This window comes from Stenotrophomonas sp. YJH_SMC_123, from assembly GCF_059368215.1.
This window is the reverse complement of record NZ_JCAFRM010000009.1, coordinates 42,313-63,910: the sequence shown is the minus strand read 5'-3', so window position 1 is coordinate 63,910 and position 21,598 is coordinate 42,313. Positions and strand designations below refer to the sequence as shown.

At 66.9% G+C, this 21,598-nt stretch carries 21 protein-coding genes; 7 read left to right on the top strand and 14 right to left on the bottom strand.

The window, feature by feature from the left end:
* Positions 1–13 precede the first annotated feature (13 nt).
* The gene (locus AC5P5W_RS18330; protein ID WP_005419402.1) at positions 14–1,060 is read right to left on the bottom strand and encodes a rod shape-determining protein; all 1,047 of its coding nucleotides are present in this window, start codon (positions 1,058–1,060) and stop codon (positions 14–16) included.
* A gap of 283 nt (positions 1,061–1,343) precedes the next feature.
* Between AC5P5W_RS18330 and AC5P5W_RS18325 the strand changes: the two genes are divergently transcribed.
* On the top strand, positions 1,344–2,282 hold the full coding sequence (locus tag AC5P5W_RS18325; RefSeq protein ID WP_197575551.1) for a PfkB family carbohydrate kinase: 939 nt from the start codon (positions 1,344–1,346) through the stop codon (positions 2,280–2,282).
* Between the two features lie 187 nt (positions 2,283–2,469).
* Here AC5P5W_RS18325 and AC5P5W_RS18320 read toward each other — a convergent pair whose 3' ends face one another.
* The 4 genes from AC5P5W_RS18320 to ubiE all read right to left on the bottom strand — a co-directional run bounded on the left by AC5P5W_RS18320 (position 2,470) and on the right by ubiE (position 6,939).
* Entirely contained in the window at positions 2,470–3,090 is a 621-nt protein-coding gene (locus tag AC5P5W_RS18320; protein WP_197575553.1) for an HAD family hydrolase, read from the bottom strand.
* Complete coding sequence (locus tag AC5P5W_RS18315; RefSeq protein ID WP_008265071.1) at positions 3,090–3,821, bottom strand: hypothetical protein; 732 nt, start codon at positions 3,819–3,821, stop codon at positions 3,090–3,092. The genes AC5P5W_RS18320 and AC5P5W_RS18315 overlap by 1 nt, the downstream gene beginning before the upstream one ends.
* Before the next feature lie 127 nt (positions 3,822–3,948).
* Positions 3,949–5,877 carry a M1 family metallopeptidase gene (locus AC5P5W_RS18310; protein WP_041863838.1) on the bottom strand — a complete coding sequence of 643 codons (1,929 nt, stop codon included), beginning with the start codon at positions 5,875–5,877 and terminating at the stop codon, positions 3,949–3,951.
* 300 nt (positions 5,878–6,177) lie between these two features.
* Positions 6,178–6,939 carry a bifunctional demethylmenaquinone methyltransferase/2-methoxy-6-polyprenyl-1,4-benzoquinol methylase UbiE gene (ubiE, locus tag AC5P5W_RS18305; RefSeq protein WP_005411082.1) on the bottom strand — a complete coding sequence of 254 codons (762 nt, stop codon included), beginning with the start codon at positions 6,937–6,939 and terminating at the stop codon, positions 6,178–6,180.
* A gap of 80 nt (positions 6,940–7,019) precedes the next feature.
* Here ubiE and AC5P5W_RS18300 point away from each other — a divergent pair, with 80 nt between their 5' ends.
* The 4 genes from AC5P5W_RS18300 (at position 7,020) to AC5P5W_RS18285 (ending at position 8,833) form a co-directional block, all read left to right on the top strand.
* Complete coding sequence (locus AC5P5W_RS18300; RefSeq protein ID WP_005419409.1) at positions 7,020–7,472, top strand: nucleoside deaminase; 453 nt, start codon at positions 7,020–7,022, stop codon at positions 7,470–7,472.
* 199 nt (positions 7,473–7,671) lie between these two features.
* The gene (locus AC5P5W_RS18295) at positions 7,672–7,932 is read left to right on the top strand and encodes a hypothetical protein (RefSeq protein WP_014648454.1); all 261 of its coding nucleotides are present in this window, start codon (positions 7,672–7,674) and stop codon (positions 7,930–7,932) included.
* Positions 7,933–8,007: 75 nt separating this feature from the next.
* Positions 8,008–8,343 carry a hypothetical protein gene (locus AC5P5W_RS18290; protein WP_005411085.1) on the top strand — a complete coding sequence of 112 codons (336 nt, stop codon included), beginning with the start codon at positions 8,008–8,010 and terminating at the stop codon, positions 8,341–8,343.
* Positions 8,344–8,410: 67 nt separating this feature from the next.
* Entirely contained in the window at positions 8,411–8,833 is a 423-nt protein-coding gene (locus tag AC5P5W_RS18285) for a low affinity iron permease family protein (protein ID WP_032961193.1), read from the top strand.
* Between the two features lie 83 nt (positions 8,834–8,916).
* Here the strand turns inward: AC5P5W_RS18285 and smeF are convergent, their stop codons facing one another.
* From smeF to smeD, 3 genes are all read right to left on the bottom strand, one after another.
* The gene (gene smeF / locus AC5P5W_RS18280) at positions 8,917–10,317 is read right to left on the bottom strand and encodes a multidrug efflux RND transporter outer membrane subunit SmeF (RefSeq protein WP_197575382.1); all 1,401 of its coding nucleotides are present in this window, start codon (positions 10,315–10,317) and stop codon (positions 8,917–8,919) included.
* Positions 10,318–10,409: 92 nt separating this feature from the next.
* On the bottom strand, positions 10,410–13,532 hold the full coding sequence (gene smeE / locus AC5P5W_RS18275; RefSeq protein WP_014648457.1) for a multidrug efflux RND transporter permease subunit SmeE: 3,123 nt from the start codon (positions 13,530–13,532) through the stop codon (positions 10,410–10,412).
* A gap of 12 nt (positions 13,533–13,544) precedes the next feature.
* Positions 13,545–14,729: a multidrug efflux RND transporter periplasmic adaptor subunit SmeD gene (gene smeD / locus AC5P5W_RS18270; RefSeq protein WP_014648458.1), complete on the bottom strand. Its 1,185-nt coding sequence runs from the start codon at positions 14,727–14,729 to the stop codon at positions 13,545–13,547.
* A 224-nt stretch (positions 14,730–14,953) separates the two neighbouring features.
* Between smeD and smeT the strand changes: the two genes are divergently transcribed.
* Both smeT and AC5P5W_RS18260 read left to right on the top strand, forming a co-directional pair.
* A complete protein-coding gene (gene smeT / locus AC5P5W_RS18265) occupies positions 14,954–15,613 on the top strand; it encodes an efflux transporter SmeDEF transcriptional repressor SmeT (protein ID WP_032961200.1) in 660 nt (219 codons plus the stop codon).
* Positions 15,614–15,659: 46 nt separating this feature from the next.
* Positions 15,660–16,652: a Gfo/Idh/MocA family protein gene (locus AC5P5W_RS18260; RefSeq protein ID WP_014648460.1), complete on the top strand. Its 993-nt coding sequence runs from the start codon at positions 15,660–15,662 to the stop codon at positions 16,650–16,652.
* Between the two features lie 96 nt (positions 16,653–16,748).
* On the opposite strand, the gene hslU is transcribed toward AC5P5W_RS18260, so the two are convergent.
* The 6 genes from hslU to lptM all read right to left on the bottom strand — a co-directional run bounded on the left by hslU (position 16,749) and on the right by lptM (position 21,563).
* Positions 16,749–18,122, bottom strand: coding sequence for an ATP-dependent protease ATPase subunit HslU (gene hslU, locus AC5P5W_RS18255; protein ID WP_164077329.1), 1,374 nt, complete (start codon positions 18,120–18,122; stop codon positions 16,749–16,751).
* Between the two features lie 103 nt (positions 18,123–18,225).
* On the bottom strand, positions 18,226–18,777 hold the full coding sequence (hslV, locus tag AC5P5W_RS18250) for an ATP-dependent protease subunit HslV (RefSeq protein WP_005411093.1): 552 nt from the start codon (positions 18,775–18,777) through the stop codon (positions 18,226–18,228).
* Between the two features lie 85 nt (positions 18,778–18,862).
* A complete protein-coding gene (gene xerC, locus AC5P5W_RS18245; RefSeq protein WP_197575517.1) occupies positions 18,863–19,759 on the bottom strand; it encodes a tyrosine recombinase XerC in 897 nt (298 codons plus the stop codon).
* A gap of 16 nt (positions 19,760–19,775) precedes the next feature.
* On the bottom strand, positions 19,776–20,450 hold the full coding sequence (locus AC5P5W_RS18240) for a DUF484 family protein (protein ID WP_014648463.1): 675 nt from the start codon (positions 20,448–20,450) through the stop codon (positions 19,776–19,778).
* Complete coding sequence (gene dapF, locus AC5P5W_RS18235; protein WP_032961204.1) at positions 20,447–21,298, bottom strand: diaminopimelate epimerase; 852 nt, start codon at positions 21,296–21,298, stop codon at positions 20,447–20,449. The genes AC5P5W_RS18240 and dapF overlap by 4 nt, the downstream gene beginning before the upstream one ends.
* Positions 21,291–21,563: an LPS translocon maturation chaperone LptM gene (lptM, locus tag AC5P5W_RS18230; RefSeq protein WP_014648465.1), complete on the bottom strand. Its 273-nt coding sequence runs from the start codon at positions 21,561–21,563 to the stop codon at positions 21,291–21,293. The genes dapF and lptM overlap by 8 nt, the downstream gene beginning before the upstream one ends.
* Positions 21,564–21,598: the final 35 nt, after the last annotated feature.

Sequence of the window (21,598 nt, the reverse complement as noted above, 5' to 3'; positions counted from 1 at the left end):
CGGCCGGGACGGCTTATTCCGGCGCAAAGAACTCGTTGCCGTGCATGTCCACCAGCTCCAGCGCACGGCCGCCACCGCGGGCCACGCAGGTCAGCGGATCGTCGGCCACCTGCACGTGCAGGCCGGTTTCCTCGGAGATCAGGCGGTCCAGGTCGCGCAGCAGGGCGCCACCACCGGTCAGCACGATGCCGCGCTCGGCGACGTCGGCGCACAGTTCCGGCGGGGTCTGCTCCAGCGCCAGCTTGACCGCGCTGACGATGCCCGACAGCGGCTCGTGCAGGGCCTCGAGCACCTCGTTGGAGCTGATCTTGATCATCTTCGGCACGCCCTCGGCGAGGTTGCGGCCGGAGATTTCCATCTCGATCACTTCCGCCTGCGGGTAGGCGCAGCCCAGCTCGACCTTGATGCGCTCGGCGGTGGCTTCACCGATCAGCATGCCGTGGTTGCGGCGCACGTAGTTGGTGATCGACTCGTCGAAGCGGTCGCCGCCGATGCGGACCGAGGCCGAATAGACGATGCCGTTGAGCGAGATCACCGCCACTTCGGTGGTGCCGCCGCCGATGTCGATGACCATCGAGCCACGGGCCTCGGTGACCGGCATGCCGGCGCCGATCGCGGCCGCCATCGGTTCTTCGATCAGGAACACGTCACGGGCACCGGCTTCCTCGGCCGATTCCTTGATCGCGCGGCGCTCGACCTGGGTCGAGCCGGCCGGCACGCAGACCAGCACGCGCGGGCTCGGGCGCAGCACGCGCGATTTGTGCACCTTCTTGATGAAGTGCTTGAGCATCGCTTCGGTGTAGGTGAAGTCGGCGATGACGCCGTCCTTCATCGGGCGGATGGTGGTGATGTGACCCGGGGTACGGCCCAGCATCTGCTTGGCTTCGGCGCCCACGGCTGCCACCGAGCGGGTGCCACCGATGGCACGGTCCTGGCGCACGGCCACGACCGACGGCTCGTTCAGCACGATCCCCTGCCCGCGCACGTAGATGAGGGTGTTGGCCGTGCCCAGGTCGATGGACAGGTCGTTGGAGAACATGCCACGGAGTTTCTTGAACATCTGAGGAAGGAGTCCTGAGGGGTGTCGTGCCCGCCGCGGGATGGCGAAAAAATGGGCAGAAATCGAGGCCGACAAGCCTAGCAACCCGCCTGCCGCCGAGCAAGGAAAAAACTAGCTGAACCCGCGTCTTCACAGGCTTTCGGCCTGATCGGGCATCACCCGGTTCTGGCCCTGAGCGGCACCAGCGGGTAACCTTTGCGCCGTCGGGCGCCCAAGGGCGCCGTTTGCTTGCCCGCTGAACCGGGCTGGCCCACCCCAAAATTCACCGCATAGGCTTACATCGATGTCCGCTCTGATCTGTGGTTCTCTTGCCTTCGACACCATCATGGTGTTTCCGGACCAGTTCAAGAATCACATCCTGCCGGACAAGGTGCACATCCTGAACGTGTCCTTCCTGGTGCCGCGCATGCGCCGCGAGTTCGGCGGCTGCGCCGGCAACATCACCTACAACCTGCACCTGCTGGGCGGCCAGCCGATCCCGATGGGCACCGTGGGCTCGGACTTCGGCCCGTACCGCGAGTATTTCGAAGGCCTGGGCATCGACCTGTCGCGCGTGCGCGTGATCGATGAGCTGTTCACCCCGCAGGCGTTCATCACCACCGACCACGACAACAACCAGATCACCGCCTTCCACCCGGGCGCGATGATGCGTTCCTACGAGAACCATGTGCGCGGCGTGCCGGGCGTGACCCTGGGCCTGGTCGGCCCGGATGGCCGCGAAGGCATGATCCAGAACGCGCAGGAATTCCACGAGGACGGCATCCCGTTCATCTTCGACCCGGGCCAGGCCATGCCGCTGTTCAACGGCCCCGAGCTGCGCGCCTTCATCGACCAGGCCGACTACGTGGTGGTCAACGACTACGAGTCGAACCTGCTGCAGGAACGCACCGGCTGGGACGAGAAGGAGATCGTCAGCCGGGTCAAGGCCTACATCACCACCCGCGGCCCGAAGGGCGCGGTCATCCACACCCCGGAAAAGAGCTACGACATCCCGCCGGCGCACGAGCGCCGCGTGGTCGACCCGACCGGCTGTGGCGACGCCTTCCGCGCCGGCCTGATCTACGGCATCCAGAAGGGCTACGACTGGCTGACCATCGGCCGCATGGGCAACCTGATGGGCGCACTGAAGGTCGAGCACCCGGGCACGCAGAACCAGCGCTTCACCTTCGATGAGTTCAACGAGCAGTTCAAGCAGCAGTTCGGTTACGCGCTGGGCGCGTAAACCGAACTGCCCGCGCATCGCTCGGTGGGTGTCGACCTGGGTCGACACTGCCGGCCGACGGCCGGCACTACCGGAACTTCCGACCGACACGTTGCCTGCTCTCTGTAGAGCCGAGCCCATGCTCGGCTTGCGCGCGCCTGCGCGATCTGACCGCAGAGCAGCCGAGCGTGGGCTCGGCTCTACACGGTCATGCGGCCTGCCAGGCCGCCAACAGCGCGCGGCAATCGGCGAAATGCCAGTCGGCGCTGCCGGGCCACGGGTTCTCCGGCAGATTGACCAGCACGGTGTGGGCGCCCGCGGCGCGGCCGCACTCCAGGTCGTAGGCGTGGTCGCCGACCATCACCGCCTCCCTCGCTGCAATGCCCCAGCGCCGCAGGTGCTGCTGCAGGCCATCCGGCGAGGGCTTGGGCACCGCTTCATCACGGCCGACGATGTCGGCATCATCGAACAGTTCCCCGACCCCGATCGCGTCCAGCGTCAGCTTCGCCAGCGCATGATCGTTGCGGGTCAGGATGCCCAGCCGGCAACCGTCGGCTGCCAGCGCACGCAGCAGCGTCACCGCACCCGGCGCCGGCAGCGCCTCCTCGGCCAGCACACGTTCGTGATCCAGCAGCCACTCACGCTTGGCCTGCGCCGGCGCATCCGGCAACGCTGCGATATGGTCCAGGATGTCCTCCTCGGCCGCGATCTGCAGCGCACGGCGGATCGCGGCGAAATCATGCACGGCGACGGTCAGCGTGCCATCCATGTCGAAGACCCAGTGCCGGATCGCGGACAACGCGTGCACTGCGCTGCCCGTCGCGATCATCACTGCCACCACTGCGGCATGCGACTGGCGTCGACACCGCCGGTCTCGAACACGGCCGTACGCGTGCCGCCAGCCTTGACCGGGAACTCGATGCTGATCGACTTGCCCTTGCGCGCCAGCTTCCACAACGCCTTCTGGTCGGTGATGAACAGGGCGATGGCTTCATCGGTCTTCGGGCGCCAGGCCGCCATCGACACCGGCTTGCCATCGTCCACGGTCACCTTCACCGTGCACTGCGGGCAGCGGAAATCGCCGGCCTGCAGCACCAGGTAAGCGTGCCGCTTCCACTCCGGGTGATCGCGGAACACCAGCTGCACCGGCTTGGCGCCGCTGCCATCCACGTCCACCCGTTCCTTGCTGTAGATCTGCGCCGAAACCTGGTTGCCCTTGTTGCCCACCGGGATCTGGTTGTACTGCCACAGCGCCTGCATGCGGCGCAGGTCGCGCGCGGCATCGCCCTTGGCCTTGACCTCGTCGAAGCCCGCGGCGATGCGCTCGGCGGCGGCGGTGTCCTTGTACTGGTCCAGCAGCGAGGCGCCATGCAGGCGCGCGCGTTCCCAGTCCTGCGCGGCCACGGCCATGTCGTACTGCTTGGCCACGTCCTCGGCCTTGGCTTCCTTCTGCGCCTGCACGGCGGCCGCGGCGGCTTCCTGCGCCTTGCGCTCTTCCTCGGGGTTGCTGCAGGCGGCCAGGGCCAGGGTGCAGGCGGTGAGCAGGATCAGTCGTTTCATGGCGGAGGTCCTATGCGAGTGCATCCCGATTCTATCGGCAGCGAAAAGCGGATACAGCAACGGCGGGTTTCCCCGCCGTAGCTGGTGAAGCAGTGACCGGTTGCCGGCCAGCGGCCGGCACCACCGGTTACTTGGCTTCAGCCTTGGCCAGCATGTCCTGGACCGAGGCCGTGGTGATCGGGTGGTAGCCCGGCTTGGCCTTTTCAAAGGCCTGCTTGGCCAGCTCCAGCCCCTTCGGGGTCTTCACCAGTTCGGCGTAGATCGGCAGGATCAGCTTGCGACGGCCGACGCGCTCGATGAACGCGGCAGCACCTTCATTGGCCTGCTCGTAGCCACTGCGGATCGCCAGCGGGTACCAGCGCATGGCGATCTCGCCATTCGGGGTGCCGGTGAAGTGGAAGGCCTTGTCCAGCGTGGCCAGCTTGTCCAGCGGCTGGGTCGCACCCAGGCCGTCGATGAAGCGCACCCATTCCTGCGTGCTCCAGTCGGCGATGACCTGGCTGCTCGGCACGGTGCCGGCGCTGGCGAAGGCAATGCGCGCGGTATCGACGCTGCTGAAGTTGCGCGACTGCGCCTTGGCCGCGAACGCCGGAATGCCCGGCTCGTCCAGCCACGCCTTCAGTTCGGCCTCGGTCACTGCCGACGGATTCTTCGGCAGCAGGTTCTTCTTCATGTACGCGACGAACTGGTCGGTGTTCGCGCTCTGGAAGGCATGGTCATCGAACCAGCCGCGCAGGAACGGATCGAAGGTCTCGCGGCCGAAGCGCTGCTCCAGGAATTCCAGGAACCACGAACCCTTGACGTAGGCGACCTGGCTGAGGGCTTCGTCGGGGTCACGCTCGTTCAGCGGCGGCAGCGCCAGCGCCTGGTCGGCCGGGCTCATGTCCTTCACTTCGGCCAGCAGGTCGGTCTGGTCGATCTGCTTCTCCATCTCGGCCATCTCCTTGCCGTACAGGGCTTCGGTGATGCGGCCCTGGACGTAGGTGGTGAAGCCTTCATTGAGCCAGATGTCCTTCCAGCTGGCGTTGGTCACCAGGTTGCCCGACCAGCTGTGCGCCAGTTCATGGGCGACCAGCGAGACCAGCGACTTGTCACCGACGATCACGGTCGGGGTGGCGAAGGTCAGGCGCGGATTCTCCATGCCGCCGAACGGGAACGACGGCGGCAGCACCAGCATGTCGTAGCGGCCCCAGCGGTATTCGCCGTACAGCTTCTCGGCGGCACCGATCATCTTCTCGGTGTCTTCGAATTCCTTGGCCGCCTTGTTGACCATGGTCGGCTCGGCCCAGACACCGGAGCGGCCGGAGATCGGCTCGAACACCAGGTCGCCGGCGGCGATGGCCAGCAGGTAGGACGGAATCGGCTGCGGCATCTTGAAGGTGTAGTCACCGTCACGCGCGGCCTTCGGATCGTTGTCGGCGCTCATCAGCACCATCACGTCCGGGCGCGAGACCACGTGCGCGCTGTAGGTGAAACGCACGCTCGGGGTGTCCTGCAGCGGCACCCAGGAGCGGGCGTGGATGGCCTGCGACTGGCTGAACATGAAGGGCAGCTTCTTGCCTTCGGTCATCGACGGCGCCAGCCACTGCAGGCCCGAGGCGGTCGGTGCGGTGTGGTAGGTCACTTCCACCTTGGCCGGCTGTTCCGGGGTCTCGATGGTCAGCTTGCTGCCGAACACCTTGTCGACCGGGGCCAGCGCGAACTGCAGCGGGCTGCGCGCGCCATCGGCACCGACGGCCTCGACCTTGGACACGGTCAGCTCGCGGGTGTCGAGCACCAGCTGCCTGGCGTCCTTCTGCTTCCATTCCAGGGTGTAGGTGGCGGTTCCGCCGATCTGCTTCTGGTCGAAGTCCAGCTTCAGATCCAGCGCGATGTCCTTGATGACGACCTTGTCCGGCTCGGCATACGAGCTTTCGTCGTGGCTGCGGTTCTCGGCGTTCACGGGGGCGGCGGGGGCCTTTGCGGCAGTCGGGGCGGCGGCGGGCGCGGCCGCCTCCTGGGAGCAGCCGGCGGCCAGGGCCACGGCCAGCGGAAGGAGCATCAGCGGATTACGCATGAATCGGGACCGTTACGGGGATCAAACCCCAATGGTACCTCCCTCCGGCCGCGCAGGCGTTGCGCGGTGCGGGGTAATGCAGGCCGGGGCCGTTCCTGCGCCTCCGGCGCATGCCAACCAAGGTTGGCATCTACAGGTAGGTGCCAACCTTGGCTGGCATCTACAGGCAGGTGCCCACCTTGGTTGGCACGGATTCATCAACGCACGCGGCAGGCCCGTGCCGACCAAGGTCGGCACCTACCAGAGCGGATGACCGCAGCGGGCGAGTGCCAACCAAGTTGGCACCCACCAGAGCAGGGCTTACAGCTTGTAGCCGGAGTGGATCGAGACGATGCCGCCGGTCAGGTTCTTGTAGTGGCAGCGCTCGAAGCCGGCCTGCCCCATCATCGCCTTCAGTTCGTCCTGCGGCGGGTGCTTGCGGATGCTCTCGGCCAGGTACTGGTAGCTGTCCGAATCGTTGGCGAACAGCTTGCCCAGCTTGGGCAGGATCTTGAACGAGTGGAAGTCGTAGATCGGCTTGAACCAGTCCGCGGTGACTTCGGAGAATTCCAGCACGCGGGCCTGGCCGCCCACCTTCAGCACGCGGTACATCTCGCGCAGGCCAGCGTCCTTGTCGGTCACGTTGCGCAGGCCGAAGGCAATGGTGACCAGATCGAAGCTGTTGTCCGGGAACGGCAGGGCTTCGGCGTTGCACTGCACGTAGTCCAGGCCGAGCACGAGGCCGCGGTTGGTCAGGCGGTCACGGCCGACCGACAGCATGCCGGCGTTGATGTCGCCCAGCACCACCGAGCCCTCGGCGCCGACGCGCTCCTTCAGCAGGGCGGCGATGTCGCCGGTGCCGCCGGCCAGGTCGAGCACGCGGTCGCCCGGCTTCACCTGCGCGGTGGCCACGTAGTAGCGCTTCCACGCCCGGTGCACGCCCAGGCTCATCAGGTCGTTCATCAGGTCGTAGTTGCGCGCGACCGAGGTGAACACCTGGCCGACCAGCTTCTGCTTGTCCTTGGCGGCGACGTCGCGGAACCCGAAATGGGTGGTACCGGCTTTGTAGGGGGATTCGCTCATGGCCCCGATTATCGCACCGCCGGGGGCCAGCGGCACCCCCTGCCCGTATGATGGCGGGCCACGACTTACCGGAGCCCCGCATGATCACCACGCCCGACTACCAGGCCCTGCTGCAGACCGCCATCGCCGAAGCCCGCCAGGGCCTGGCCGAGGGCGGCGTGCCGATCGGCGCGGCGCTGTACCACAACGACGGCCGCCTGCTCGGCTGCGGCCACAACCGCCGCGTGCAGGAAGGCGACCCGTCGGTGCATGGGGAAACCGACGCCTTCCGCAAGGCCGGCCGCCAGCGCCGTTACCAGGACACCATCATGGTCACCACCCTGGCCCCGTGCTGGTACTGCTCGGGCCTGGTGCGCCAGTTCAACATCGGCACCGTGGTGGTGGGCGAATCGCGCACCTTCCAGGGCGGCATCGACTGGCTGCGCGAAAACGGCGTCAACGTGATCGACCTGGACAACCAGGAATGCGTGGACCTGCTGGGCGATTTCATCAGCCGTCATCCCGACATCTGGAACGAGGACATCGGCGAATGAGCCACGCGCGCTCGTCTCTGCAACACATTTAATGAACGCTTCAGCGCCGGTGCGCCCTTGTGCCGGCGGCCTTTGCGGGCATCGGCGTGACCGCGCGCACAGTCAGCCAGGTCACGCGCACACATTGCGGTAACACCCCACGCGGCTGACACGCCTACGGTGGGTTCACCGGGGCTCCCTTTCCCCGGCGGAGCCAGCCATGTGCGCGCACGCCGTACGCCCTACGACAGACCCGATCCTCGATCCGATCCGCGAACGCTTGCAGCAGCAATATGCGCTGCACCGGCGCGGCGCGCCGTTCTGGACTGCCTATCAGCACATGCAACTGGAGCTGGTCCGCCGCCACCCGCTCGACCACGAACGCCTGTGCAATGCGATGGCCACTCTGGCCGAAGACCTCGGTGCGGTCGAACATGCGCAGTTGATCGGCCATGCCAACGCAGGCTCCACATCCCGCTGACGCGGCATGCACCGCCATATACGCCACACTCGGATGAACCCCCACTCCCTTTCCACTCAACCGAACTGGATTGTCATGCACGCTGAAGTCCCCACCATTCCTCCGGTCATCAACGTTGACGCCGAGCTTGACCACTGGCGCCGCCAACATGCCGAAGGCGCACTGCCGCACAACTCGTTCGGCTCGTACGTGCCGTGGATCAAGTTCGCCTGTGATTCGCTGATCACCCAGCCGCGCGCCAGCGAGGCCGAACGTGACGAGATGTTCCAGACCCAATACGCCCTGCAGATCATGCCGCGGCTGAGCGAAGCCCAGGCCCGTGAGTTCGTCGACCGTTGCTGGCAGCACGTCTACCAGAGCAGCCCGGTGCGCAGCCTGCAGGCGCCACGACTGCAGCGCATGCGCGCCTGACCGCCGCTGCACAACCCCTGCACGGGCCACTGCCGATCATCCTCGTCACCTGAGTGGGACGACGACGATGAAAGCACGCAACCTGTTCAATACGATCGCCAAGAAGGCCGCGGCCGCCACCGGCTCGCCGTGGACCTTCCTGGCTGCAGTAGCGATCGTGGTGATCTGGGGCATCAGTGGCCCGGTGTTCGGTTTCAACGACACCTGGCAGCTGGTGATCAACACCGGCACCACCATCATCACCTTCCTGATGGTGTTCCTGATCCAGCACACGCAGAACGCGGATACTGCCGCGATGCAGATCAAGCTGGACGAGCTGATCCGGGCGACGGCCGAAGCCAACAACGAACTGTTGGATCTGGAAGAACTGGATGAAGCGCGCCTGGAAGAGATCCGCGCCGAGTACGAGCAGATGGCGCGCGAAGCCGGCGATGCGCTGGCGCGCGTTCGCGCCTGCCATGCGGCGCGGCGCGACGATGAAGCGGTATAGCAGGCCTCCGAATGACAATGCCGGCCAACGGCCGGCACTACCCTCGATCATCAAGGTAGAGCCGGCCGCTGGCCGGCTGTCCTTCAGCTGCGCTCGTGCCAGCCGCCGCCCAGCACCTTGTACAGGGTGATGCGGTTGGCCTGCTGCGCCAGCTGCGCCTGCAGCTGGGTCTGCTGCGCGTTGTAGGCGGTACGCCGCGCGTCAAGCAGGGTGACAAAGCTGTCCAGCCCCGCGTCGTAGCGTGCCTGCGACAGGCGATTAGCCTGTTCGGCCGCTTCCACCAGGCGCTGCTGTGAACTCACCTGCTCATCCAGGCTGACATTCAACGCCAGCGCATCGGCCGTTTCGCGGAATCCCACCTGGATCGACTTCTCGTACTGCGCCAGTGCGATATCACGATCCGCGTTGGCGATGGCCAGGTTGGCGCGCAGCTTGCCGCCCTGGAAGATCGGCAGGGTGATCTTCGGCAGGAAGCTCCACACACGGGTGCCGCTGTCGAACAGGTTGGACAGTTCGCTGGAGCCGCTGCCGATGCTGCCGGTCAGCGAGATGCTCGGGAAGAACGCTGCGCGTGCCGCACCGATGTTGGCATTGGCGGCCAGCAGCTGGTGTTCGGCGGCCATGATGTCCGGGCGCTGCAGCAGCACGTCGCTGGGCAGGCCGGCCGGCGGCGGGGCCAGCGCCAGCAGCTGCGGTTCGATGCTGTCCGGCAGCAGTGCCGGATCGAGCTGGCCACCGGCCAGCAGCGCCAGTGCGTTGCGGTCCTGGGCCAGCTGGCCGCGCAGGCGCGCGGCATCGGTGCGTGCGGTCTCGACCAGGGTACGGGTCTGGGTCAGCTCCAGCGCCGAACTGCCGCCGCGTTCGTGGCGGGCCTCGGCCAGGCGCAGCGAATCCTCGTAGGTCTTCAGCGTGGCATCGGCGATCTTCAGCCGCTGCGCATCAGCCCCATAGGTCAGCCACGCGGTGGCGGTCTCGGCCACCAGGCTCAGCTGCGCGTTGCGGCGGTTGGCAGCCACGGCGAAGTACTGCTGCAGCGCCGCCTCGCTGAGGTTGCGCACGCGACCGAACAGGTCCAGCTCGAACTCGGCCACACCCACGCCCGCGCTGAACTGCTCGGTGACACCGGCATCGGTACCACGGCGGTCCATCTGGCCGGTCACGGCCACGCCGGGCACGCGATCGGCGCGCTGCACGCGGTACTGGCCACGCGCGCGCTCGACATTGAGCACGGCCACGCGCAGGTCGCGGTTGTTCTGCAGCGACTGCTCGATCACCTGCTGCAGGCGCGCATCGGTGAAGAAATCGCGCCAGCCGACGGCGGCGACATCGGCCACCTCGCCCTGCGCGGCCTCGGCCGGCCACTGCGCAGGAATCGCCGGAGCGACGGCGGTGTTCTTCGGCGCCAGGGTGGAGCAGCCGGCCAGCGCGAGCGTGGCGGCAATGGAGAGGAACAGGGATGCACTTTTCATGGGGATCACTTCCATCGGTACTGCCGGATGGCAGGAGGCAGTGCCGGCCAGCGGCCGGCACTACCGTTTCGATAACGCCAGCCTGAGGCCGGCATGACCGTTTCAGGTCACGTCGTGGATCTGCGCTTGAACACGCGCTGCACCACCACGAAGAACAGCGGCACGAAGAACACGCCGAGCACGGTGCCGACGATCATGCCGCCGAGCACGCCGGTGCCGATCGCCTGCTTGGCGCCGGAGCCGGCACCGGTGGAGATCGCCAGCGGTACCACGCCCATGCCGAAGGCCAGCGAGGTCATCACGATCGGGCGCAGGCGGTCGCGGACGGCGTGCATGATCGACTCGATCAGGCTGGCGCCCTTTTCCAGGTTTTCCTTGGCGAACTCGACGATCAGGATCGCGTTCTTGCTGGTCAGGCCCACCGTGGTCAGCATCGCCACCTGGAAGTAGATGTCGCGCTCCAGGCCCTTGAAGGTGTTGGCCAGCACCGCGCCGAGGATACCCAGCGGGGCCGCCAGCAGCACCGCGGTCGGTACGCTCCAGCTTTCATACATCGCGGCCAGGCACAGGAACACGATCATCAGCGACAGCGTGTACAGCAGCGGCGTCTGCGAGCCGGCCTGGCGTTCCTGGTAGGACATCGCCGTCCATTCGATGCCGAAGCCCGCCGGCAGCTGCTTGGCCAGCTGTTCGATCTCGGCCATGGCATCACCGGAGGCGACACCCGGGGCCGGTTCGCCCTGGATTTCCATTGCCGACACACCGTTGTAGCGTTCCAGGCGCGGCGAACCGTAATCCCAGTGCTTGGTAGCGAAGGCGCTGAACGGCACCATCTCACCCTTGTCGTTCTTCACGGACCAGAGATCGAAGTCCTCCGGCACCATGCGGAACGCCTGGTCGGCCTGCACGAACACGCGCTTGACGCGGCCACGATCGACGAAGTCATCGATGTACGAGCTGCCCCACGCGGCTGCCAGCGTGCCGTTGATCTGATCGATCGACAGTCCCAGCGAGGTCGCCTTGGCCGCGTCGATGTCGATGCGGAACTGCGGCGTGTCTTCCTGGCCGTTCGGGCGTACGTTGGCCAGCTTCTTGCTGCCTGCGGCCAGGCCGAGCAGCTGGTTGCGCGCGGCCACCAGTGCCTCGTGGCCCTGGCCGCTGTTGTCCTTCAGGAAGAAGGTGTAGCCCGAGGCGGTCCCCAGCTCCGGAATGGCCGGCGGCGGGAAGGCGAAGATGAAGGCATCCTTGATCTGGCCCAGGGCCGCCATCGCACGTCCGGTGATCGGCATCACGCCATTGTCGGCGTCACGCTCGCTCCAATCCTTCAGCTTGACGAACGCCATGCCCGCGTTCTGGCCCATGCCGGCGAAGCTGAAGCCCTGCACGGAGAACACCGAGTCCACCGCATCCTTCTCGTTCTGCAGGAAGTGGTTTTCCAGTGCCGCGATCGATTCCAGCGTGCGTTCCTGGGTGGCACCGACCGGCGCCTGCACCAGCGCCATCAGCACACCCTGGTCTTCGTTGGGCAGGAACGAGCTGGGCAGGCGCACGAACAGCACGCCCATCAGCACGAACAAGGCCGCCACGATGCCCATGAAGCGCCACGGACGGTGGATGATGCCGCGCACGCCGCGCTGGTAGCTTTCGCTGGTGCGATCGAAGCCACGGTTGAAGCCATTGAAGAAGCGACCGGCCAGGCCACGGTGGGCAACGTGGTGCTCACCCTTCTTCAGCGGCTTGAGCATGGTCGCGCACAGTGCCGGGGTCAGCACGATCGCCACCAGCACCGACAACGCCATCGCAGAGACAATCGTGGCCGAGAACTGGCGATAGATCACGCCGGTGGAGCCGCTCATGAAGGCCATCGGCACGAACACCGCCGACAGCACCAGGCCGATACCCACCAGCGCACCGGTGATCTGGCCCATCGACTTGCGGGTCGCTTCGAGCGGCGACAGCCCTTCCTCGGACATGATGCGCTCGACGTTCTCCACCACCACGATGGCATCGTCCACCAGCAGGCCGATCGCCAGCACCATCGCGAACATGGTCAGCATGTTCACCGAGAAGCCCAGCATCGCCAGCACGCCGAAGGTACCCAGCAGCACCACCGGCACGGCGATGGTCGGGATCAGGGTGGCGCGGAAGTTCTGCAGGAACAGGTACATCACCACGAACACCAGCACGATCGCTTCGATCAGGGTCTGCACCACGCCCTTGATCGACACGCGCACGAACGGGGTGGTGTCGTACGGGATCTCGGCCTTCAGGCCGGCCGGGAAGAAGCCCTTCATGTCTTCCAGCGCGGCATCCACACCGGCCGCGGTATCCAGCGCGTTGGCGCCGGTGGCCAGGGTGACCGCCAGGCCACTGGCCGGCTGGCCGTTGTAGCGGGTGACGAAGTCGTAGGACTCGGCACCCAGCTCGACGCGGGCGACATCACCCAGGCGCAGCTCGGCACCGTCCTGCGCACCGCGCACGATGATGTTTCGGAACTGTTCCGGGGTCTGCAGGCGCGACTGCGCGTTGATGGTGGCGTTGAGCTGCTGGCCCTTCACCGACGGCGCACCGCCGAGCTGGCCGATCGCCACCTGGGCGTTCTGCGCCTTGATCGCGGCGGTCACTTCCGGCACCGACAGGCCATAGGTATGCAGCTTGTTCGGGTCCAGCCAGATGCGCATGGCGTACTTGCCACCGAACACCTGGATGTTGCCCACGCCCGGCACGCGGCTCAGGCGGTCGACGACATTGGAACCGACGTAGTCGGCGATGTCGTTGGCGTCCATGCTGCCGTTCTCGGACACGAACGCGATGACGTTCAGGAAGCCCGAGCTGGACTTGGCCACGTTGATGCCCTGCCGCTGCACTTCCTGCGGCAGCAGCGGCATGGCCAGCTGCAGCTTGTTCTGCACCTGCACCTGGGCGATATCCGGGTTGGTGCCGCTCTCGAAGGTCAGGGTGATGGTGGCCTGGCCGTTGGACGAGCTGTTGGAGGAGAAGTAGATCAGGCCATCAAGGCCCTTCATGTTCTGCTCGATGATCTGCGTCACCGAGTCCTCGACCACCTTGGCCGATGCACCCGGGTAGGTGGCACTGATTTCCACCGCCGGCGGTGCGACGTTGGGGTACATCGAGACCGGCAGCTTGAACAGCGCCAGGCCGCCGGCGAGCATGATGATGATGGCGATCACCCACGCAAAGATGGGTCGATCGATGAAAAAGCGTGCCATGGGGTTCTCCGCTTACTTCGCGTCGCCGGCCGGGGCGGCAGGCTGGGCGGCTGCCGCCGGCTTGGCCGGTGCGTCGCCCTTCTCGGTGGCCTTGACCGGCATGCCGGGGCCGATCTTCTGCAGGCCTTCGACGATGACCTTGTCACCGGCCTTCAGGCCGTCCTCGACCAGCCACTTGTCGCCGACCGTGCGGCTGACCTTGACCGGGCGCACTTCGACCTTGTTGTCCTTGCCGACCACCATCGCGGTGGTGTCGCCCTTCGGATCGCGCGCGATGCCCTGCATCGGCACCAGCACCGCGTCGCTGCGCACGCCGCCGCCGATCACCGCACGCACGTACATGCCCGGCATCAGCAGGCCGTCCGGGTTGTCCACCTTCACGCGCAGGCCGAAGCTGCCGGTGGTCGGATCGACGCTGACTTCGGAGAACTCCAGCGTGCCCTTGTGCTCGAAGGTGCTGCCGTCTTCCATCAGGATGCTGACCGGCAGGGTCTGGTTGTCCTGCAGGCGGCCGGCGGCCAGTTCGCGGCGCAGCTGCAGCAGCTCGGCCGAGGACTGGGTCAGGTCGACATAGATCGGGTCCAGCTGCTGCACGGTGGCCAGTGCGTTGGCCTGGCCGGCGCTGACCAGCGCACCCTGGGTGACGCTGGACTTGCCGATGCGGCCGCTGATCGGCGCGGTGATGCGGGCGTAGCCCAGGGTGACGTTGGCCGCATCCAGCGAGGCCTTGGCGGCACCGACGTCGGCCTCGGCCTGCTTCTGCGCGGCGACGGCGTTCTCCAGGTCCTGCTGGCTGACCGCATCGACCTTGGCCAGCTCGGTGATGCGCTTGGCACTCAGGCGCGCGGCATTGGCGGTGGCTTCGGCGCGGGCCAGCTGGGCGCGGGCGTTGTTGGCCTGGGCCCGGTAGCTGGCATCGTCGAGCTGGTACAGCGGCTCGCCGGCCTTGACCATGCCGCCCTCGGTAAACAGGCGCTTGGCCACGATGCCATTGACCTGCGGGCGCACTTCGGCGACCAGGAAGGCATTGGTACGGCCCGGCAGTTCGCGGGTCAGGCCCACGGTCTCGGACTTCAGCGTGACCACGGTGACGTCACCCGGGCCCTGCTCGGGGGCCTGGGGTTGGCCGCCGCAGGCAGCCACGGTCGCGGCGATTGCCAGCGACAGTGCAAAGGGTCGGATTCGGCTCAGCAACATGACGGAAAGGCTCTTGGAGGAAGGAATCTCAGAGGGAGCTGATATCGATGGACGTTCCCCTTCCGGTGAAAGCCCGCAGATCGCGCCCACCCGGGTGGAGTGGGCGCCGGACCGGCCTGCCACGCACACGACGGGAATGATGGGTGCGAAATATACATACATGCTTGTTTGTTTGTAAACCGGTACAATTCAGCCACGTTTCACCCGCACTCGTACCCACACCCATGGCCCGCAAGACCAAAGAGGACACCCAGGCAACCCGGGAAGGCATCCTTGACGCCGCCGAAGCCTGCTTCCATGAACACGGCGTGGCCCGTACCACGCTGGAGATGATCGGTGCCCGCGCCGGCTACACCCGTGGCGCGGTCTACTGGCACTTCAAGAACAAGAGCGAGGTGCTGGCCGCCATCGTCGAGCGCGTGCACCTGCCCTTCATGCAGGAACTGGAGCGCACCTCCACCGACCAGCGCGACACCCCGGTGCACGACCTGCGCGCGGTGATGATCCACTCGTTCATCGAGCTGTCCGAGGACGAGCGCCTGCGCAAGACCATGGAGATCATGCTGCGCAGCGATGCGTCGGCGGACACCAGGGTGCTGACCGAAATGCAGCAGGCCGGATTCCGCGATGCGCTGGACCGGATGGAGCGTGCCCTGCGCCGCGCCCGCGATCTGGGCCAGCTGCGCGAAGGCGCCGACCCGAAAATCGCCGCGCGCATGCTGCACGCCACCGTGCTGGGCGTGCTGCACGGCGCGATGGTCGAACCGGAACTGATGGACCTCAAGCGCGACGGCATGCTCGCGCTGGACATGACCCTGGCCGCCTACGTGAAGGATGGTGTGTTCGTTCCCGGCACCGTCCCCGAGCCGCTGCCCGAGGCGTGAACGAGGCTGCTCCCATCACTGCGGCACCCCCTGCAAGGGCAGATCGATGATCCTGGACAACGTGGTGTGGGGCTTCATCGGGTGTGGCAGCGTCACCGAGAAGAAGAGCGGGCCAGCCCTGGCCAACACGCCGGGCTCACGGGTAGTGGCGGTCATGCGCCGCAATGCCGCATTGGCCGAAGACTATGCACGCCGCCACGCGATTCCGCGCTGGTACGCGGACGCCGATGCACTCATCGCCGATCCGGAGGTGAACGCGGTCTACGTTGCAACACCGCCCTCCACGCACATGCACTACGCATTGCAGGCGATTGCTGCGGGCAAGCCGGTCTACATCGAAAAGCCGATGGCCATGGACCACGACGAGTGCCAGCGCATCATCGCGGCCAGCGCCCGCAGCGGCGTGCCCGTGTTCGTGGCCTACTACCGCCGTGCCCTGCCCCGCTTCGCACAGGTGAAGCAGCTGCTGGACGACGGCGCGATCGGCACAGTGCGCGCCGTGCGCGCCACCCTGCACCGGCCGCATTCAGTGGATGCCGCATCGCCTGACTTCTGGCGGACCAACCCCGCGATCGCCGGCGGCGGGCTGTTCGTCGACCTGGGCTCGCATACCCTGGACCTGCTCGACCATCTGCTGGGGCCGCTGAGCGATGTGCGTGGCCTGGCCAGCTCGTTGACCGGCGCCTACGCCGCCGAGGACAGCGTCTCGATGTGCTTCCGCACCGGGACGGGGACACACGGCATCGCGCAATGGAGCTTCTGCGCGTTCCGCCGCCAGGATCAGATCGAGATCACCGGCGACCGTGGCCAGCTGCGCTTTGCCACCTTCGAGGACGTTCCGGTGGAGCTGGAAACCGAAGCGGGCGTGCAGGCCTTCGACATCCCGAACCCGTCGTCGATCCAGCAGCCGTTGATCGCCTCCCTCGTGGACGAACTGCGCGGCAACGGGCACTCGCCCTCGAACGGCATCAGCGCCGCCCGCACCAGTGCAGTGATCGACCAGGTGCTGCGGGACTACCGCACCCGGCAATCGCACTGACCGCACAGGAAAAAGGCCGCCTTGCGGCGGCCTTTTCTGTTGCAGTGGGCGGGGTCAGCGCCCTCGCCACGGCGAGGGATCCGACCCCACCGGGCATTACAGGATGTAGCGGCTCAGGTCCGGGTCCTGCACCAGCTCACCCAGGTGCTTGTCAACGTAGGCGCTGTCGATGGCCAGGGTTTCGCCGTCGCGGTCCGGTGCCTCGTAGCTGAGCGAATCCAGCAGGCGCTCCAGCACCGTATGCAGGCGACGCGCGCCGATGTTTTCCTGGCGTTCGTTCACCTGGAAAGCGATCTCGGCCAGACGATCAATGGCATCGGCAGTGAAGCTGACCTTGACGCCTTCGGTGGCCAGCAGTGCTTCGTACTGCTTGGTCAGCGCGGCCTTCGGTTCGGTCAGGATGCGCACGAAATCGTTCTTGCTCAGCGCACCCAGCTCCACGCGGATCGGGAAGCGGCCCTGCAACTCCGGAATCAGGTCGCTGGGCTTGGCCAGGTGGAACGCGCCCGACGCGATGAACAGGATGTGGTCGGTCTTGATCGTGCCGTACTTGGTGGACACGTTGGAGCCTTCCACCAGCGGCAGCAGGTCGCGCTGCACGCCTTCGCGCGACACGTCACCACCACCCACGTTGTCGCCACGCTTGGCGACCTTGTCGATCTCGTCGATGAAGACGATGCCGTGCTGCTCGCAGGCCTCGATCGCGGCGGTGCGGATGTCGTCCTCGTTGACCAGCTTGCCCGCTTCTTCCTCGATCAGCAGCGGGCGCGCGGCCTTGATGGTCAGCGTGCGCTTGTGCGCCTTGGCGCCGCCGCCGAGGTTGGCGAACATCGACTTCAGCTGCTGGCCCATTTCCTCCATGCCCGGCGGGGTCATGATGTCCATGCTGACGTTTGCGGCCAGGTCGAGTTCGATCTCGCGCTCGTCCAGCTCACCGTTGCGCAGCATCTTGCGGAACTTGATGCGGGTCTCGTTGTCCTGCGCCGACGGCTCGTTGCGGGCGACTTCCGGATCGAAACCAATGCCACCGCTGCGGCGCGGCAGCAGCGCATCCAGGATGCGGTCTTCGGCACGCTCTTCGGCCTGGGTGCGTACGCGCACCTTGGCCTGTTCGCGATAGAGCTTGACCGCGGTATCGGCCAGGTCGCGGATGATCTGCTCGACGTCCTTGCCGACGTAGCCGACTTCGGTGAAGCGGGTGGCTTCGACCTTCACGAACGGTGCGTTGGCCAGCGTGGCCAGGCGGCGCGCGATCTCGGTCTTGCCGACGCCGGTCGGGCCGATCATCAGGATGTTCTTCGGCATCACTTCATTGCGCAGCTCGGGCATCAGCTGCATGCGGCGCCAGCGGTTGCGCAGGGCGATGGCCACGGCGCGCTTGGCGTCGTGCTGGCCGACGATGTGCCGGTCCAGTTCCTGCACGATCTCGCGCGGGGTCATGGTGGCGGAGGAAACTTCGATCTTCGACATGGATGTGCTCACGGATTCTTTGTCGGTAGTGCCGGCCGCTGGCCGGCAACCAGGCACGCGTGCGGGGGATCATGAGGTTGCCGGCCAGCGCCCGACGCTACCCTCACAGCTCCTCGACCACCACGTTGCGGTTGGTGTAGATGCAGATGTCGCCGGCGATGCCGATCGCTTCGCTGGCGATGGTGCGCGCATCCAGTTCGGTGTGCGCCATCAAGGCGCGTGCGGCCGACAGTGCATACGAGCCACCCGAGCCGATGGCGATGATGCCGTCCTCCGGCTCGATCACATCGCCGGTGCCGCTGATGATCAGCGAGGTTTCCTTGTCGGCCACCGCCAACAGGGCTTCCAGCTTGCCGAGGCGGCGCTCGGTGCGCCAATCCTTGGCCAGTTCGACCGCAGCACGCTGCAGCTGGCCATGCTTTTCCAGCTTGGCCTCGAACAGCTCGAACAGGGTGAAGGCATCGGCGGCGGCACCGGCGAAGCCGGCCAGCACCTGGCCATCACGACCAAGGCGGCGCACCTTGCGCGCGTTGCCCTTCATCACGGTGTGGCCCAGCGTGACCTGGCCGTCGCCGGCAATGGCCACGTGCTCGCCGCGACGGACGCAGACGATGGTGGTGGCGTGGAAAACGTTGGGGTTCTGACTGGGGTCCATGATGCCTCCGGGGTGACAGAACCAGAGGTGGGGACTGCGCTGCGCCCTTCAAGCCACCCGCGACCGGCTGCCGCAGGGGCAACGTTCAGCTTTCTCCGCTGCCCTCGTTGCTGCGTCGACGCTTCGCGCGCGGATGCGCGGCGTCGTAGACCTTGGCCAGGTGCTGGAAATCGAGGTGGGTATAGATCTGCGTGGTGGCGATGTCGGCGTGGCCCAGCAGCTCCTGCACACCGCGCAGGTCGCCGGACGATTCCAGGATGTGGCTGGCGAAACTGTGCCGCAGCATGTGCGGGTGCACGTGCTTGAACAGGCCCTGGCGCTGCGCCAGCTGGCGGATGCGGATCTGCACCGCGCGCTGGCTGATCGGCCCGTTGCGGCCGGGGAACACCGGCGAGGCCGGACCTCCCCCACTTTCCGTGCGCCACGCCTGCAGGGCTTCGCGCGCGGGCCGGCCGAACGGCACCCGGCGCTGGCGGTTGCCCTTGCCCAGCACGTTCACCAACCCGCTGTCGAAATCCAGATCGCGCCAGGTCAGCGCGCAGACTTCGCTCAGGCGCAGGCCAGAGGAATAGAACAGTTCCAGCAGCGCGCGGTCACGGCGGCCGAGCTCACCCTCCGGCTCCAGATCGACCAGCTGCACCGCCTCATCGGCGTCGAGGACCTGTGGCAAGCGGCGCGGTGCGCGCGGTGCCTTCAGCGTTGCTGCCGGGCTGACCTCGATGCGCCCGTGCTTGAGCAGCCAGGCATAGAAGCTTCGGCAGGCCGACAGGCGCCGCTGCAGGCTCTTGGCCGACAGGCCACGCCGGTGCTCATCGGCAACGAACTGGCGCACCGCCTCGGCATCCAGTGCCTCCACCGCCACGCCACGCGGCTCGGCCCAGGCCGACAGCGCGTCCAGGTCGCGGCGGTAGGCGTCGAGCGTATGCGCCGACATCCGCCGCTCCACCTGCAGGTGCTGCAGGAAGGCCTGTACCGCGCTCATCGTCGTCGCAACCTGCTCAGCCCGGGAAGCGCTTCAGGCCAGTGACCAGCGCGTCACCCATCATGCGCAGGAACAACGTCCCCATGCCCGGGTAGAAGCGGTTCGGGTCGTGGCTGCCGACCGCGATCAGGCCCACGCCCGGTAGCGGCAGCAGCGCGGTGGTCTGCACTTCCTCGCTGCGCACGCCGTACAGCACGGCATTCTTTTCCGGCTGCAGGCGGCCGCAGATCGGCTCGCCATCGTTCAGGCAATCGCGGAACGGGCCCAGCTGCGGATCATCCGCGGCAATCACCTGCAGCCAGTCGGCCTGTTCCAGCCCGGCCACTGGCGTGTGCACCACCAGCCGCACCAGGTCGCCGGCGAAGTCTTCCTGCAGCGAGGCGGCCATCGCGCGCAGGGTGTCAGCCGCGTTGTCCTGCTTCATCAGCGCCAGGGTCAGCTGGTGCGTGCGCACCGCCAGGCGCTCATTGACCTGGGCGGTCGCGCCCAGATCGGCCAACCGTCGTGCCAGCTCGCGGTTCTTCTCGCGCAGCACTTCCAGCTGGTAGCTGGCCAGCGACGCGGTCGGGCCGTCGTCACGCGGCACCACCAGGGTCAGGGCCAGGTCCGGGAACTGCTTGAGGAAGCCGGGATGACGCCGCAACCAGGCAGCGACTTCATGGGCCCCGAGCTTGTCGACGGTTTCGGTCATGCGATCCACTCCCCTTCGAAGACGAATGCGGTCGGGCCCGCCATCACCACCGGCTGGCCATCGCCCGGCCACTGGATGCGCAGGTCGCCACCGGGCAGGCTGATGCGGGCATCGCGCTGCAGGCGACCGCGCTGCATCAGGGTCACCGCGGCGGCACAGGCACCACTGCCGCAGGCCAGGGTCTCGCCGACACCGCGCTCGAACACGCGCAGGCGGGCGTGGGCCGGGCTCATCACCTGGGCGAAGCCCACGTTCACCGAGCGCGGGAACGACGCATGCTGCTGCAGCAGCGCACCGACGCGCTCGACCGGTGCAGCATCGACCAGGCCCACTTCGATCACCGCATGCGGGTTGCCCATCGACACCGCGGCGAAGCGTACGCTCTCGCCCTGCAGCGGCAGCAGGTATTCCTCGCGCGCGTGCGCAAAGCCCATCAGCGGCACGTTGGCCGGCTCGAAGGCGGGCACGCCCATCGTCACCGCAAACTGCCCTTCGCCCAGCACCTTCACTTCATGGCTGGCCAGCGGGCTGTCGATGACGAATGCATCGCCCTGCGCACTGCCCTCGCGCACCAGCCAGGCGGCGATGCAGCGCGCGCCGTTGCCGCACTGCTCGGAATTGGAGCCGTCGGCATTCCAGATGCGGTACGAGGCCACCGAACCGTCCGCACGCGGTGCCTCGATGGTCAGGATCTGGTCGCAGCCAACGCCGGTGTGGCGGTCGGCCAGGCGCGCGGCCAGCTCGGGCGTGGGCGGTGCGGTGCCGTCACGCAGGTCGATCACTACGAAATCATTGCCCGCGCCATGCATCTTGCTGAAACGCAGGGCCCTGGAACCGGCCTTACTCATTCCCGCTGCCCGCCTTCTTCGCGGGCGTTGGCGCCGGCTGGGTGGCCGGTGCGGCCGGCTCCACGGTCGTGGCCGGGGTGCCGCTGCCCTGGGTCTGCGGCGCGGTCGCCTCGGTGGCGGGCTCGGCAGCGGGTTCGACGGTTTCTTCCACCGGCACCGGCTTCTGCGGCAGTACCAGCGGTCCCTTGTTGCCGCAGGCGGCGAGGAGCAGCAGCGAGGCCGCTGCCAGCGGAATCAGGATGGCGTTTCGATGGGGGATCTTCATGCCCCGAGTATAGCCATTGGCGGCTGAGCGGTTGG

What these genes read in the sequence shown, in the direction of transcription:
- AC5P5W_RS18330 (WP_005419402.1), bottom strand. Translation starts at nt 1,060, where the DNA reads ATGTTCAAGAAACTCCGTGGCATGTTCTCCAACGACCTGTCCATCGAC.
- AC5P5W_RS18325 (WP_197575551.1), top strand. Translation starts at nt 1,344, where the DNA reads ATGTCCGCTCTGATCTGTGGTTCTCTTGCCTTCGACACCATCATGGTG.
- AC5P5W_RS18320 (WP_197575553.1), bottom strand. Translation starts at nt 3,090, where the DNA reads ATGATCGCGACGGGCAGCGCAGTGCACGCGTTGTCCGCGATCCGGCAC.
- AC5P5W_RS18315 (WP_008265071.1), bottom strand. Translation starts at nt 3,821, where the DNA reads ATGAAACGACTGATCCTGCTCACCGCCTGCACCCTGGCCCTGGCCGCC.
- AC5P5W_RS18310 (WP_041863838.1), bottom strand. Translation starts at nt 5,877, where the DNA reads ATGCGTAATCCGCTGATGCTCCTTCCGCTGGCCGTGGCCCTGGCCGCC.
- ubiE (WP_005411082.1), bottom strand. Translation starts at nt 6,939, where the DNA reads ATGAGCGAATCCCCCTACAAAGCCGGTACCACCCATTTCGGGTTCCGC.
- AC5P5W_RS18300 (WP_005419409.1), top strand. Translation starts at nt 7,020, where the DNA reads ATGATCACCACGCCCGACTACCAGGCCCTGCTGCAGACCGCCATCGCC.
- AC5P5W_RS18295 (WP_014648454.1), top strand. Translation starts at nt 7,672, where the DNA reads ATGTGCGCGCACGCCGTACGCCCTACGACAGACCCGATCCTCGATCCG.
- AC5P5W_RS18290 (WP_005411085.1), top strand. Translation starts at nt 8,008, where the DNA reads ATGCACGCTGAAGTCCCCACCATTCCTCCGGTCATCAACGTTGACGCC.
- AC5P5W_RS18285 (WP_032961193.1), top strand. Translation starts at nt 8,411, where the DNA reads ATGAAAGCACGCAACCTGTTCAATACGATCGCCAAGAAGGCCGCGGCC.
- smeF (WP_197575382.1), bottom strand. Translation starts at nt 10,317, where the DNA reads ATGGAAGTGATCCCCATGAAAAGTGCATCCCTGTTCCTCTCCATTGCC.
- smeE (WP_014648457.1), bottom strand. Translation starts at nt 13,532, where the DNA reads ATGGCACGCTTTTTCATCGATCGACCCATCTTTGCGTGGGTGATCGCC.
- smeD (WP_014648458.1), bottom strand. Translation starts at nt 14,729, where the DNA reads ATGTTGCTGAGCCGAATCCGACCCTTTGCACTGTCGCTGGCAATCGCC.
- smeT (WP_032961200.1), top strand. Translation starts at nt 14,954, where the DNA reads ATGGCCCGCAAGACCAAAGAGGACACCCAGGCAACCCGGGAAGGCATC.
- AC5P5W_RS18260 (WP_014648460.1), top strand. Translation starts at nt 15,660, where the DNA reads ATGATCCTGGACAACGTGGTGTGGGGCTTCATCGGGTGTGGCAGCGTC.
- hslU (WP_164077329.1), bottom strand. Translation starts at nt 18,122, where the DNA reads ATGTCGAAGATCGAAGTTTCCTCCGCCACCATGACCCCGCGCGAGATC.
- hslV (WP_005411093.1), bottom strand. Translation starts at nt 18,777, where the DNA reads ATGGACCCCAGTCAGAACCCCAACGTTTTCCACGCCACCACCATCGTC.
- xerC (WP_197575517.1), bottom strand. Translation starts at nt 19,759, where the DNA reads ATGAGCGCGGTACAGGCCTTCCTGCAGCACCTGCAGGTGGAGCGGCGG.
- AC5P5W_RS18240 (WP_014648463.1), bottom strand. Translation starts at nt 20,450, where the DNA reads ATGACCGAAACCGTCGACAAGCTCGGGGCCCATGAAGTCGCTGCCTGG.
- dapF (WP_032961204.1), bottom strand. Translation starts at nt 21,298, where the DNA reads ATGAGTAAGGCCGGTTCCAGGGCCCTGCGTTTCAGCAAGATGCATGGC.
- lptM (WP_014648465.1), bottom strand. Translation starts at nt 21,563, where the DNA reads ATGAAGATCCCCCATCGAAACGCCATCCTGATTCCGCTGGCAGCGGCC.